Below are 12,695 nucleotides of genomic sequence, written 5' to 3'. Positions count from 1 at the left end.
TTGGCCTGTCCTGAGCTTGACGAAGGGCCCTTCGACAGGCTCAGGGCGAACGGGGTGGTGTTGTCGGCAACCCGGCCGCATAGGCCGCATAACCGCGCAAGCGCAGCTCGCAGGCCGGGCACTGGCCGCAGCCATAGCCCCAGGCCTGGCGGTGCGTGCGGTCACCGAGGTAGCAGGTGTGGGTGTGTTCGATGATGAGTTGAACCAGCGCCTGGCCGCCCAGCGCCTCGGCCAGCGACCAGGTCGCCGCCTTGTCTATCCACATCAGCGGCGTTTCGATCAGGAAACGTTTGTCCATGCCCAGCGACAAGGCGAGCTGCATGGCTTTCATGGTGTCGTCGCGGCAGTCGGGGTAGCCTGAAAAATCGGTCTCGCAGACCCCGGTGACCAGCACCTGCAGGTCGCGCCGGTAGGCCAGCGCCGCCGCCAGGGTCAGGAACAGCAGGTTGCGCCCGGGCACAAAGGTGTTGGGCAGGCCCGAACTCTCCATCTTGAACGCCGTGTCGCGCGTGAGTGAGGTTTCGCTGACCTGGCCCAGCACGGCGAGGTCCAGCAGGTGGTCTTGCCCGAGCTTGTGCGCCCACTGCGGAAACTGCGACCGGATCTCGCGCAGCACCACCAGGCGCGCCTGCAGCTCGACGCTGTGGCGCTGGCCGTAGTCGAAACCCACGGTTTCCACACGTTCATATTTGGAAAACGCCTGGGCCAGGCAGGTGGTGGAGTCCTGCCCACCGGAGAACAGGACGAGGGCGGTGGTGTGCATGGGAAAAACAGTCAGGGCGTTGTGCGGGAGCGGCTATTGTGCCCCGCGCTTATTGAGCGCCTCAAAATTCATACCCTTCGAACGCTCAATCCCTCACCCCGGCCCTCTGCCGGAGGGCGAGGGTGAAAGCGGCCCAATTCACTGACGTGTGATTGGGAAAGATCATTAGAAGCGGTAACTGGCGGACACGCTCAACACATGGTTGCGGCCGGCGGCCGGCTCGAAATAGCGGCCATTGCCTTCGTTGACGATGACCGAGCCGGCGTATTTGCGGTCGGTCAGGTTGTCAATGCGGGCAGTCGCGGCCAGGCTCCAGCGGTTGACCTCGGCGACGTAACCGACATGGGCGCCCAGCGTGACGAAGGATGCCGCCGCGTCGCTGTTGACATCGTTCACGGCAACGCTGCTCAGGTAACGCGCATCCAGTCCGGCGCGCCAGCCGGTCGGTGGCCGCCAGCCAATCTCGCCAGCCAGGGCATTGCGCGCCGTACCCGGAATGCGGTTGCCGGCCGGCACCACACCGGCAGGACAGAGGTTGACATTGACCACGCAGGAGGAAGCGTCACGGTAGCGGGCATCGAGCAGCGTGTAGGACAGCTGCGCCAGCCAGTGGCGTGCCGGCGCGATGCTGCCTGCCAGCTCCAGCCCGCGGCGGCGCGTGGCACCGGCGTTCTGGAAGGTGCTGCGTCCGCCGACGTTGCTCTGCGTGACAATTTCGTCCCGGGTCGCGGTGTGAAAAACCGCCAGCGTGGATTCGAGGCGGGGCAGGGTACCGGCGACACTGCGCCATTTGACGCCCGCCTCGAGGTTGTCGCTGCGTGACGGGCGCAGCGCAAAGTTCAGCCCGGTGCCGACCGGCCGGTAAGCCAGCTCGTTGAAGGTCGGCGTTTCAAAACCACGCCCCGCCGCCGCGTACACCCGCCACTGTTCCGACGGCGCAAAGGTCACGCCGGCGGCCGGCAGGGTGGCGCTGTAGCGCACGCTGCCGCTGTCGTCGCGATTGGTCCCGACGATGTAGCGGTCCGCGGAACTGAAGCGCACCAGGCTGTGGCGCACCCCGGCGTTCACGGTCCAGCGCGCGTCCGGCTTCCAGGTCGCCTGAACATAGGGGTCGAGGCTGGTCACGCGGTTGTCTTCCTCGCGCCGCAAGGCGCCCTGCACGCCCAGCGTGGCGCCCTGAAAATTCTGCCAGCCGCGCCGCGTTTCGTTCATCGTGTCATAAGCCAGGCCGCCGACAATCTCCAGCGGTCGCTGCGCCAACGTCGTGCGTGTGATCCAGCGCGCATCGAGACCGCCGTAGTTACGGTCCAGCCCGATCACGCCGCCGGGGTGTAAGGGGTTGTTTTGAGGCCCCGTCGGAATGGCCTGGAACTGCGTGGTGGCGCGCTCGCCGCCATACATCATCAGCCGCAGCTGGTTGTCGGCATTGACCCGATGCTCGTACACCGCGCCGAGCTGGCTCTGGCGCACGGTCTTGCGGGTGTTGAAAGTGGTCGCCGAGGCATCGGCACTGCGCGGCGCGACATCGAACTGCGCGCGGCTCAGGCCCAGCGGATCCTGCGCCTCCACCGACACGGTATTGGCCAGCAGGGTCAGCTTGCGATCGCTGTCCAGCGCCCAGTCCAGCCGCAGGTTGGCCCCCTCGCGTTCGGCGGCGCTGTGCGCACGATAACCATCGGTGCTCAGGCGCCCGGCGCTCAGCACATACCCCAGGGCGCCGGCGGCACCGCTGGCCTTGATGTCGAAACGCCTGAGGCCATGGGAGCCCGTCGCCGCGCTGCTGCTCACCACCGGGCTGCCCTGGCCTTCTTCGGTGAAGACCTGCATGACACCCCCCGACGAGTTGCCGTACAACACCGAAAAAGGCCCACGCAGCACCTCGATGCGACCAACCGACGCCAGGTCAATGTGCGAGAGCTGGCCCTGGCCATCGGGCATGGTCGCGGGAATGCCGTCCACATACAGGCGCACGCCGCGCACGCCGAAGGTGGAACGCGCGCCAAACCCGCGCACCGACAGTTGCAGGTCCTGCGCCTGGTTCTGCCGGTCGCGCGCCAGCAGGCCGGGCACCATGGCCAGGCTCTCCGAGAGGTTGACCTGGGCACGCCCATCGCCGCGAATGCGTTCGCCATCGACCACATCGACCGAGGCGGGCACGTCAAAAGGCGGCAGCTCGGTGCGGGTGGCAGTGACGCTGATGGGTGCCAGCGTCTGGGCGCTGGCCGGGGAATGCAGCGCGCACGCCACCACCAGGGCGGTAGCGAGGCCAGGGGAAGCAATGCGACGGGAACGGCGAGAACGGCGCGAATTCATTTTTTTCTTTCTATGCCATGGTCCAAGGCCGATGACAAATGGAGGCAAGCAGATGCCAAGGGTGCAAGAACCGGCTTGCCCGGGATGAAGGGTTATTGACGACAGATTACTTCACTGTCACCGAAATCTGGATCGATTCGTACCAGGCCGCCAGGTCGTCGATCTCCTGGTCTGTCAGGGGCTTGGCGATCACGCTCATCACCTCGTTCTGGCGTTTGCCGCTGCGGTAGTTTTTGAGTTGCTCCACCAGATAGATGGCGGGCTGCCCCGCCAGATTAGGCGCATTGGGCATCTGGCTGAGCCCCAGCGGCCCATGGCAGGTGGCACACATGCCGGCGCGTATTTTTCCTGCCACGGGATCACGCGCCTGCGCTTGCCCGGCCGACAACAGCGCCAGGCCGAGCAACAGCAGCGCCACAACCATCGAGGAGGATGTCTGAGGACTGTTCATGAAAATTTCCAGAAAAAGCAGCTGCCCCGCGCACCCGCCCGGGCCGGCTGCATGTGAAGACAGGGCCGCACCCCGCGAGCGTCACGCAGGATGCGGCGTTGAACGGCGCTTACTGGCCCGTGTAGCTGATGCGATAGAGCGCACCGGCGAAGTCGTCCGACACCAGGATGGAGCCATCCGGCAGGTTGGCCACATCGACCGGACGGCCGCGGTACTGGCGGGTTTCAGGGTCGAGCCAGCCATCGGCGAACACCTCGGTCTTGTCGGCGGAACCATCGGCTTTCAGGCTGGTGAACATGATGCGCGCGCCGATCGGATCGGTGCGGTTCCATGAGCCATGCTGGGCCGAGAAGATGCCGCCCTGGTACTTGGCCGGGAATTTCTTGCCGGTGTAGAACACCAGGCCCAGGTCGGCGGCGTGCGCGTCAGTCATCACTTCGGGATGGGTGATGTTGGCCGGCAGCGGGTCCTTGTCGTAACCATGCTCGGTAATGCGGGTCTTGCCCTGGATCCAGGGGTAACCGAAGAACTGGCCGGCCTTGGTCGCGCGGTTGATTTCACCGGCGGGAATCAGGTCGCCCATGCCGTCGGTCTGGTTGTCGGTGAACCACAGGTCGTTGTTTTTCGGATTGAACTCCATGCCCACGGAATTGCGGATGCCACGCGCATAGACCTCACGCTTGCTGCCGTCGAACGCATTCATGCGCACGATGCCACCAATGCCGGCATCGTTGTACAGCTTGAGCTTGTCGCGTGGCTGCACGTTGTGCGGCTGGCCCAGGGTGATGTAGAGCATGCCGTCCTTGCCGACGCGGCAGGTACGGGCGCCGTGGTTGTAGCTTTCTTCTTCAGGTGGAATCAGCTTGCCCTGCCCCACCACTTCGATGACCGCCACGTCCGGGCCCTCATAGAAAAACTCGGCGGCAGGAAAATTGAGCACACGGTTATGTTCCGCGACAACAAGAAAACCGTCTTTGGTCCAGCAGACGCCATTCGGGTTGATGAACTTGAGCGAGGGTGCGAAGGACTTCACCTCGGTGGCCGTTTCACCGCTGTTGCGGTTGGTCACGGCCCAGACGGTGGTTTTGCGCGTGCCCACGAAGAGCATGTTGGTGGATGGTGCCACCGCCATATGTCGGGCGTCCGGCACGATGGCATAAAGTGCAATCTTGAACCCGGGCGGCAACTTGACGCGCTTGAGGTTTTCCTTGATCGCCTCCGCGTTGGGACCGGTTTGCGGTACGACTGGAATATTCAAGTCCGTCGTGGCGACCTTCATCTGCTTGAGTTTGTCGATATTGGCAGGCGGCGCGACTTGTGCCGCGGCAAGACCAGCCACGCCCATCCCGGTGATCGCAAGTAACACGTGTCTTATTTTTGTGCGCACAACAGTCTCCTCGAAGTAAACAAGCACTGAGTTGTCGCAGACGAACATTCGCCCGCGCAATGCTCACGAAGATGCTATTGGGGCCGTGTTTTTTTGGCAAGCAGGTGCGCGCGCGTTTTGCAATTTCGCCTAAGCATTAACCCTAGTTCAGTGTTTCAAAATGAGACTAATTATCAATTTCTCTGACGCAGCCGACACGCTTGCACCCAAACGCCCGTTCACCTGCGTGACGCCACGCCTGCCTGCCTTCCCTCGCAAGGCGGGAGGCTTATCAATTCCCCAAGAACCCAAAGCGCAGCCGGGGACGCTCTCCGTCAATGAGCTCGGCGATGGCCTTGCCCGACCCGGCGCCGTGGGTCCAGCCCAGCGTTCCGTGGCCGGCGTTCACCCAGAGCTTGCCTACCTTTGTCCTGCCGATGCAGGGAATGTTGGTTGGCGTCGCGGGGCGCAGGCCTGCCCAGAAGTTGGGCTGGCCGCCCTGCGCTTCATTGCGGGTGTCGCACACGCCGGGCAGCACCTGCTCGATGCGGTCGGCCAGCATCTGGCAACGCGCCCTGGCCAGCGGGGTGTCCAGCGACAGACCGTAACCCGCCACCTCGATGGTGCCGGCGACACGCAGGGTGTCCCCCAGACGGCTGATCGCGCACTTGACCTCGTCATCGATGGTGCTGACCCAGGGCGCGAGCTCGGGCTTGAGCAGCTTGAAGGTGGCGCTGTAGCCCTTGCCCGGATAAATGGACAGGTCCACACCGGCCGTGCGCAGCAAGGGGGCCGACCAGGAACCGCAGGCCACCACGAAGGCGTCGGCACGCCACGACAGCAACTCGCCGGTGCTGCGCTTCCGGAGCTTGACCGCGCTGATCTCGCCGCCGGTTTTCTCCAGCCGCACGATGTCATGTTCGTAGACAAACTGCACGCCGGCCGCTGCGCACCGACACGCCAGCTCCTGGGTGAACACCCGCGCGTCACCGCTTTCGTCGCTGGCGGTGTAGGTGGCGCCCACGATGTGATCGGCAAACGAGCGGTAGGCCGGTTCGATGGCAAACAGCTCGCTTGGGCTGATCACCTGGCGGTCCACGCCAAAACCCCGCATCAGCGCGGCGGCCTGCGCTGCCGCGTCGAACGATTTCTGGTCGGTGTAGTAATGCGCGATGCCGCGCTCCAGCCGGTTGTAGACAATGCCGGTGCCCTGCACGATGTCCTTGAGCGCCACATGGCTGTAGGCGCCCAGCGCCACGATCTGCTCGACATTGCGGCGAAAGGCCGCGTCAGTGCACTGGCTTAAAAACTGCAGGCCCCAGCGCCACTGGCGCCAGTCCAGCCGGGGCCGGAACAACAGCGGCGCGTCCTTGCGAAACATCCATTTCAGCAGCTTGGCCGGCGCCTCCGGGTTGGCCCAGGGCTCGCAGTAGCTGACGGAGATCTGCGCGGCATTGGCAAAGCTGGTTTCCATGGCAGCGCCGCTCTGGCGGTCGACCACCGTGACCTCGTGCCCGCGCTGGGCCAGATGCCAGGCCGTGCTGACACCGATGATTCCCGCGCCCATGACAATAATTTTCATGGGCGCTAGTCTGGATCAGCTTGCCGCAAATTAACAGCCTCGTTAAACTCTTTGGCAAATCATTAGGAAGGCTAATACGCCTATGTACGATCCCCTTGCCCTCGAATGCCTGGCCGCCATTGTTGAAGAAGGCGGTTTTGAGCGTGCCGCCCAGCGCCTGAACGTCACGCAATCGGCCATCTCGCAGCGCCTGCGGGTGCTGGAGGGCCAGGTCGGCGCCATCCTGATCGTGCGCAGCCGGCCACTGAAGGCCACCTCGGCCGGCAAGCTGCTGCTCAAACACACGCGGCAGCTGCGCCTGATACGCGCCGACCTGGAACGCGACCTCAAGGAGCTGGCGCCGGGCTTGTCGGGCGGCGTGCGCGAGGAAGAACGCATCTCGATTGCGGTCAATGCGGACAGCATTGCAAGCTGGGCGCTGGACGCCCTGACCGGCCTGGTCAGACAGGGCCTGCCCGTCGAGATCATCGTCGACGACCAGGACTTCACGCACGACTGGCTGCGCCAGGGCCATGTGCTGGGCTGCGTTACCACCCTGAAGCAGGCGCTGCGCGGCTGCAAGGTGGCCCAGCTCGGTGCCATGAACTACATCGCCGTGGCCGAGCCTGGTTATGCGAAACAGCATCTGCCCGGCGGACTGGACGCGTCGAATTTTCGCGCCCTCACCTACGTGGCGTTTAACCGCAAGGACGACATGCAAAGCGAGTTTGTCGCCCGGGCCGTCGGCCTCAAGCGGGTCTCGCTGAGCCAGTTGTTTGTTCCCAGCTCCGAGGGGCAGCTGCGCGCCGCCCTGGCTGGATGGGGGGTCAGCGTGTTGCCGGAACTGCTGGTGCGCGGCTTGATCGACGACGGCGAGCTGGTCAATGTCGCGCCCCAGCACACGCTGCCGGTGCAGCTGTTCTGGCACTGCTGGAACCTGGAATCGGCCGTGCTGGACTCGATTTCCGCCGCCCTGACCTCCGAAGCCGACAAGCTGCTGCACTGAGAGGCTGAGAGTCCTTTATTCATACCCGTTTATCACGCCAAAACGCACCCACTCGTCGTTGCAAATGCGCGCCATAGCCCGAGCTATGGCTGTGCTTTTCGCCTCGATTGGGCACGTTTTGACGCGCCACTCGGGCACGACCAAAAAACTCTCAGCCTCTGAGCTCGGCCGTCTTTGCGCGAAAATGGCGGTTTGTCATTCCACCAAGACCCGCCATGAACATCGAAAAAGACACCGCCGTGACCCTGCGCTTCAAGGTCTCCGAAATCGGGGGCAAGCTGATTGAAGAAAGCAAGGAGCCCATGGTTTACCTGCACGGAGGTTATGGCAACACCTTGCCCAAGATCGAGGAAGCACTGGAAGGAAAAACGCGCGGCTACCAGACCACGCTGGAACTGCAACCCGAAGACGCCTTTGGCCTGCGTGATGAAGCGCTGCTGCGGACCATTCCAAAAAGCCAGTTCCCGCCCGGCGTGAAAGTCGGCGGCCAACTCGAAGGCCGGGACAACGATGGCAAGACGCATGCCTTTACCGTGACAAAAATCAAGGGCGACACCGTCATGATGGACGGCAACCACCCGCTGGCCGGCAAGGCCCTGCGTTTCAGCCTGACGGTCACCGATGTGCGCAAGGCCAGCGACGAGGAAATTGCGCATCGCCATGTGCATGGCGAACACGGGCACCATCACTGAACTGAACGTTGAGGCGCCGGGTCCGGCAGGCCGCCTCAGGCCTTCCTGAGGTAACACGCCTTGAGCATGAAGCTGCCGGCGTCCATCTTGCAGTCCACCTCATGGTCGCCGCCGACCAGGCGGATGCTCTTGACCTTGGTGCCCATCTTGAGGGTGATGGACGACCCCTTGACCTTGAGGTCCTTGATCAGCACCACGGCATCGCCGTCGGCCAGCACCTTGCCAGTGCTGTCCCTGACCACGGCGTTTGTATCGTCGTCGGCAGCCGCACTTTCGACCATCGGCCATTCGTGGCCGCAGTCGGCGCACACAAAGTTGTCGCCATCAGGGTAGGTATTTTCTTGGGCGCAGTGGGGACAGGCCGGTGTATTGGGCATGGTCACTCCACCGTCACGCTTTTGGCGAGGTTGCGCGGCTTGTGGTGATCACATCACGTCGCTGCGCGACATGAGTGCTCCCCCAAACCAAAAACCTGGCGGCTGCGCCGGGCGGCATTTCATGCCGCCGCAAATCCGTCACTCTACGGTGACGGATTTCGCCAGGTTTCTTGGTTTGTCCACATCCGTGCCGCGGGCCACGGCCGTGTGATACGCCAGCAGCTGCAGCGGCACCACATGCAACAGCGGACTCAGGGCGCCGTAATGCTCGGGCATGCGAATGACGTGGATGCCGTCGCCGCTCTCGATTTTGGTGTCCGCATCGGCCAGCACATACAGCACGCCGCCGCGCGCACGCACTTCCTGCATGTTGCTTTTGAGTTTTTCCAGCAAGGCGTCGTTGGGCGCGACGGTGACCACCGGCATGGCGCTGGTGACGAGCGCCAGCGGGCCGTGTTTGAGTTCACCGGCCGGGTAGGCCTCGGCGTGGATGTAGCTGATTTCCTTGAGCTTGAGCGCGCCTTCGAGCGCAATCGGGTAATGCAGGCCGCGCCCCAGGAACAGGGCGTTTTCCATCTTTGCAAAATCTTCGGCCCAGCTGATGACCTGCGGCTCCAGCGCGAGCACGGCTTGCAGGGCGGCCGGCAGATGGCGCATGGCCTTGAGGTGGCCCTCTTCCTCCTGCTCGCTCAGCAGGCCCCTGCTTTGCGCCAGCGCCAGCGTGAGAAGGAACAGGCCCGCTAGCTGGGTCGTGAAGGCTTTCGTCGATGCCACACCGATTTCAACGCCGGCGCGGGTGATGTAGGCCAGCTTGCACTCGCGCACCATGGCAGAGGTGGACACGTTGCAAATGGTCAGCGACTGCGTCATGCCCAGTGATTGCGCGTGGCGCAACGCGGCCAGTGTGTCGGCGGTTTCGCCGCTTTGCGTGATGGTGACCACCAGCGTTTTGGGGTTGGGCACCGAACTGCGGTAGCGGTATTCACTGGCCACTTCCACCTGCGTCGGAATCCGGGCGATGGATTCGAGCCAGTACTTGGCGGCGCAGCCGCTGTAGTAGCTGGTGCCGCAGGCCAGGATGAGCACGGAGTCGATGTCCTTGAACACGCGGTAGGCGTCGTCGCCGAAGAGTTCGGGAACGATGCCTTCAACGCCTTCGAGCGTGTCGGCAATGGCGCGCGGCTGCTCGAAGATTTCCTTTTGCATGTAGTGGCGGTAAGGGCCGAGTTCGGCCGCGCCGCTGTGCGCCTGCACGGTTTTGACCTCGCGCTGGACGGCCTTGTGGTCACGGTCAATGACCCAGTATTTGCCCAGCTGGATGTCGACCATGTCGCCTTCTTCCAGGTAGAGGATCTGGTCGGTCACGCCGGCCAGGGCCATCGCGTCGCTGGCCAGAAAGGTCTCGCTGCCGTCCTTGCCGACCCCCAGGATCAGCGGCGAGCCCGAACGGGCGCCCACAACGCGGTGCGGCTCGTCCTTGCAGAAAGCGGCAATCGCGTAGGCGCCATGCAAGCGGGCGGTGGTGGCCTGCAGGGCCTCGAACAGGTCACCGTCGTAGAGGCTGTCCATCAGGTGCACGATCACTTCGGTGTCGGTCTGGCTGGCAAACACATAGCCCCTGGCCTGCAGCTCTGCACGCAATTCGTCGTGGTTTTCGATGATGCCGTTGTGCACCAGCGCCACCCTGCCTGGCTTGTGCGCGGCGTCCCCGGTGCCATGGCTGAAGTGGGGGTGGGCGTTGTGCACGGCGGGCGCGCCATGCGTGGCCCAGCGTGTGTGGGCAATGCCGGTGCCGCTTTCGAGCTTGTCAGCGCTCACCTGCTCCATCAGCTCGGCCACGCGGGATGTGCTGCGCGCCCTCTTCAGGCCGTCGGCATAAACCGCCACACCGCAGGAGTCATATCCCCGGTACTCCAGCCTTTGCAGGCCCTGTACGAGGATGGGAACAATATTTCTTGTCGAAACCGACGCCACAATGCCGCACATAAACCGCTCCTGAAAAAAACAATAGGCGGATGCTAGGCGTTTCCTGCTTTTTAAAATCATCTAAATTTATATTTAAATGAAATTTAATTCCATAAAAATGCAGTTATGGAATAATGTTTCTTAATTAATGGATTTATGGAATAAAAATGAATATTTCCATCGATGGAATTGACGTCAAACTGCTTGAAGCCTTGCAGGACGATGCCTCGCAGAGCAACCAGGCCCTGGCCGCACGGGCCCATATCTCACCGCCCACCTGCCTGCGGCGTATCAAGCGGCTGCGTGACGCCGGCCTGATCGAACGCGAAATCGCCATCCTCCACGCCGACAAGCTGGCCGACACCCTGGGCCACGGCCTGACGGCGCTGGTGGAAATCACCCTTGACCGGCAGGGCGCCGAGCAGCAAGAAGTGTTTGAAGCCCGGGTGGTGCTCGATGGCGCCGTCCAGCAGTGTTACCGCGTATCGCCGGGCCCGGACTTCATCCTGGTGGTGCACGTGCGCGACATGCCGGCTTACCTGGCGCTCGCGCAGCGGCTGTTCAACAGCGACGCCAATGTGCGCAATGTGAAAGCATTTTTCAGCGTGAAGCGCTCGAAGTTTGAGACAAAACTGCTTCTAGCCCAATAGATTCGGACGCCGCCAGCTATTTATTCAATAGCAAACTCACACACCCCGGCAGGCGCGCTGCCTGAGCCGGCTCCGCCTGCTGCACCTAGGCGCTGGGCTTGTTTTTGACCGGCCGCTGCCAGTTGGCAATGTTGACCTGCTTGCCGCGCGCCACGCTCAGGGCGCCGGGCGGCGTGTCCTTGGTGATCGTCGAGCCGCCGCCAATGGTGCCGCCTGCGCCAATCGTGACGGGGGCCACCAGCACGCAGTTGCTGCCGATGTGCACGTCGGCTTCGATCACGGTACGGTGCTTGTTGGCGCCGTCGTAATTGGCCGTGATGCTGCCGGCGCCGTAGTTGACGCGTTCCCCCACCGTGGCGTCACCGAGGTAGGCCAGGTGGTTGGCCTTGGCGCCTTTGGCCAGCGTGGAGTTTTTCACTTCAACAAAGTTGCCGATATGCACCTCGGCGCCCAGCTGCGCACCGGGGCGCAGGCGGGCAAACGGGCCAATCAGCGCGCCTTCGCCAACCTGCACGCCGAGCTTTTCACCGTCGATGTGCGTGAAGGGGTGGATCACCGCGCCGGCGGCAATCGTCGCGTTGGCTATGCAGCAGTTGGCGCCTATGCGCACCCCGTTGCCCAGCGCCACCTCGCCGTCGAACACACAATTGACATCAATCTCCACGTCCTGTCCGCAGGCCAGCGTGCCGCGCACGTCAAAACGCGCCGGGTCGGCGAGCCGCACGCCCTGCTCCATCAGGGCCGTGGCCTGGCGCAGCTGGTGCACACGTTCGAGTTCTGCCAGCTGCACCGGGCTGTTGACACCGGCGACCTGCGCAGCATCCGTGATCTGGTGCGCGACCACGGCCACACCATCGGCAACGGCAAACTTCACGATGTCGGTCAGGTAATACTCGTTCTGCGCGTTTTTGTTGTCCAGCCGGGCCAGCCAGCTGCGCAGCAGGCGCGTGGGCACGGCCATGATGCCGCTGTAGATTTCGCGAATCTCGCGCTGGGCGTCCGTCGCATCCTTGTGCTCGACGATGGCGCGCACCTGGGCGGAGGCTTCTGCGCCGGCGCGGACGATGCGACCGTACCCCGTCGGGTCGGCCATGCTGAGCGTGAGCAGGGCCAGGCGCTGGCCGTCGCACTGCGCCAGCAGGGCCTGCAGGGTGGCGGCTTGCGTCAGGGGCACGTCGCCCGACAGCACCAGCGTGACACCGTCGTCCGCCAGCAGCGGCAGCGCCTGCTGCACCGCGTGGCCGGTGCCCAGCTGGGGCTCCTGGCGCGCGAACCGCAGTTTGGGCACGGAGTTCACGGCGGCGACGGCCTGCGCCATACTGTTGCATGCGGACTCCACTTCGTCGGCACCGTGGCCCGTGATGACCACCGCCTGCCGGGCCGATAACCGCGTTGCGCAGTCAATCACATGCGCCAGCAAGGCACGGCCGCCCAAACGGTGCAACACTTTGGGCAGTTTGCTTTTCATCCGCGTGCCCTTGCCCGCGGCCATGATGACGACATCAACTGGAACTGGAATGGCCATGAAGTTTCCTTTGAATTGGGGGTCTC

The 12,695-nt window shown here is 63.6% G+C and carries 11 protein-coding genes; 3 read left to right on the top strand and 8 right to left on the bottom strand.

What is annotated here, in order from left to right:
* Positions 1–40: 40 nt before the first annotated feature.
* The 5 genes from queC to B7G52_RS15115 form a co-directional block, all read right to left on the bottom strand.
* On the bottom strand, positions 41–763 hold the full coding sequence (gene queC / locus B7G52_RS15135; protein WP_096698385.1) for a 7-cyano-7-deazaguanine synthase QueC: 723 nt from the start codon (positions 761–763) through the stop codon (positions 41–43).
* A 165-nt stretch (positions 764–928) separates the two neighbouring features.
* Positions 929–3,076: a TonB-dependent receptor gene (locus B7G52_RS15130; RefSeq protein WP_096698384.1), complete on the bottom strand. Its 2,148-nt coding sequence runs from the start codon at positions 3,074–3,076 to the stop codon at positions 929–931.
* Between the two features lie 106 nt (positions 3,077–3,182).
* On the bottom strand, positions 3,183–3,527 hold the full coding sequence (locus B7G52_RS15125; RefSeq protein ID WP_205853069.1) for a cytochrome c: 345 nt from the start codon (positions 3,525–3,527) through the stop codon (positions 3,183–3,185).
* Between the two features lie 109 nt (positions 3,528–3,636).
* Positions 3,637–4,872: a sorbosone dehydrogenase family protein gene (locus B7G52_RS15120; protein ID WP_096698382.1), complete on the bottom strand. Its 1,236-nt coding sequence runs from the start codon at positions 4,870–4,872 to the stop codon at positions 3,637–3,639.
* Between the two features lie 313 nt (positions 4,873–5,185).
* Positions 5,186–6,475, bottom strand: a complete 1,290-nt coding sequence (locus tag B7G52_RS15115; protein ID WP_096698381.1) for a D-amino acid dehydrogenase — start codon at positions 6,473–6,475, stop codon at positions 5,186–5,188.
* An 82-nt stretch (positions 6,476–6,557) separates the two neighbouring features.
* On the opposite strand from B7G52_RS15115, the gene B7G52_RS15110 reads away from it, so the two are divergent.
* Together B7G52_RS15110 and B7G52_RS15105 are read left to right on the top strand one after the other, a co-directional pair.
* The gene (locus tag B7G52_RS15110) at positions 6,558–7,460 is read left to right on the top strand and encodes a LysR family transcriptional regulator ArgP (RefSeq protein ID WP_096698380.1); all 903 of its coding nucleotides are present in this window, start codon (positions 6,558–6,560) and stop codon (positions 7,458–7,460) included.
* Between the two features lie 215 nt (positions 7,461–7,675).
* A complete protein-coding gene (locus B7G52_RS15105) occupies positions 7,676–8,152 on the top strand; it encodes a peptidylprolyl isomerase (RefSeq protein WP_096670716.1) in 477 nt (158 codons plus the stop codon).
* A gap of 35 nt (positions 8,153–8,187) precedes the next feature.
* On the opposite strand, the gene B7G52_RS15100 is transcribed toward B7G52_RS15105, so the two are convergent.
* Both B7G52_RS15100 and glmS read right to left on the bottom strand, forming a co-directional pair.
* Positions 8,188–8,529, bottom strand: a complete 342-nt coding sequence (locus B7G52_RS15100) for a zinc ribbon domain-containing protein YjdM (protein WP_096698379.1) — start codon at positions 8,527–8,529, stop codon at positions 8,188–8,190.
* A gap of 138 nt (positions 8,530–8,667) precedes the next feature.
* Positions 8,668–10,515 carry a glutamine--fructose-6-phosphate transaminase (isomerizing) gene (gene glmS / locus B7G52_RS15095; RefSeq protein ID WP_096698378.1) on the bottom strand — a complete coding sequence of 616 codons (1,848 nt, stop codon included), beginning with the start codon at positions 10,513–10,515 and terminating at the stop codon, positions 8,668–8,670.
* Between the two features lie 146 nt (positions 10,516–10,661).
* Between glmS and B7G52_RS15090 the strand changes: the two genes are divergently transcribed.
* Complete coding sequence (locus B7G52_RS15090; protein ID WP_096698377.1) at positions 10,662–11,144, top strand: Lrp/AsnC family transcriptional regulator; 483 nt, start codon at positions 10,662–10,664, stop codon at positions 11,142–11,144.
* Between the two features lie 85 nt (positions 11,145–11,229).
* Here B7G52_RS15090 and glmU read toward each other — a convergent pair whose 3' ends face one another.
* On the bottom strand, positions 11,230–12,669 hold the full coding sequence (gene glmU / locus B7G52_RS15085; RefSeq protein WP_096698376.1) for a bifunctional UDP-N-acetylglucosamine diphosphorylase/glucosamine-1-phosphate N-acetyltransferase GlmU: 1,440 nt from the start codon (positions 12,667–12,669) through the stop codon (positions 11,230–11,232).
* Positions 12,670–12,695: the final 26 nt, after the last annotated feature.

This window comes from Polaromonas sp. AER18D-145, from assembly GCF_002379095.1.
GTDB lineage: Bacteria > Pseudomonadota > Gammaproteobacteria > Burkholderiales > Burkholderiaceae_C > Polaromonas.
This window is presented reverse-complemented; position numbering and strand designations above follow the sequence as displayed.

Coding starts and splice junctions, on each gene's coding strand:
- queC (WP_096698385.1), bottom strand. CDS start 763: ATGCACACCACCGCCCTCGTCCTGTTCTCCGGTGGGCAGGACTCCACC.
- B7G52_RS15130 (WP_096698384.1), bottom strand. CDS start 3,076: ATGAATTCGCGCCGTTCTCGCCGTTCCCGTCGCATTGCTTCCCCTGGC.
- B7G52_RS15125 (WP_205853069.1), bottom strand. CDS start 3,527: ATGAACAGTCCTCAGACATCCTCCTCGATGGTTGTGGCGCTGCTGTTG.
- B7G52_RS15120 (WP_096698382.1), bottom strand. CDS start 4,872: ATGGGCGTGGCTGGTCTTGCCGCGGCACAAGTCGCGCCGCCTGCCAAT.
- B7G52_RS15115 (WP_096698381.1), bottom strand. CDS start 6,475: ATGAAAATTATTGTCATGGGCGCGGGAATCATCGGTGTCAGCACGGCC.
- B7G52_RS15110 (WP_096698380.1), top strand. CDS start 6,558: ATGTACGATCCCCTTGCCCTCGAATGCCTGGCCGCCATTGTTGAAGAA.
- B7G52_RS15105 (WP_096670716.1), top strand. CDS start 7,676: ATGAACATCGAAAAAGACACCGCCGTGACCCTGCGCTTCAAGGTCTCC.
- B7G52_RS15100 (WP_096698379.1), bottom strand. CDS start 8,529: ATGCCCAATACACCGGCCTGTCCCCACTGCGCCCAAGAAAATACCTAC.
- glmS (WP_096698378.1), bottom strand. CDS start 10,515: ATGTGCGGCATTGTGGCGTCGGTTTCGACAAGAAATATTGTTCCCATC.
- B7G52_RS15090 (WP_096698377.1), top strand. CDS start 10,662: ATGAATATTTCCATCGATGGAATTGACGTCAAACTGCTTGAAGCCTTG.
- glmU (WP_096698376.1), bottom strand. CDS start 12,669: ATGGCCATTCCAGTTCCAGTTGATGTCGTCATCATGGCCGCGGGCAAG.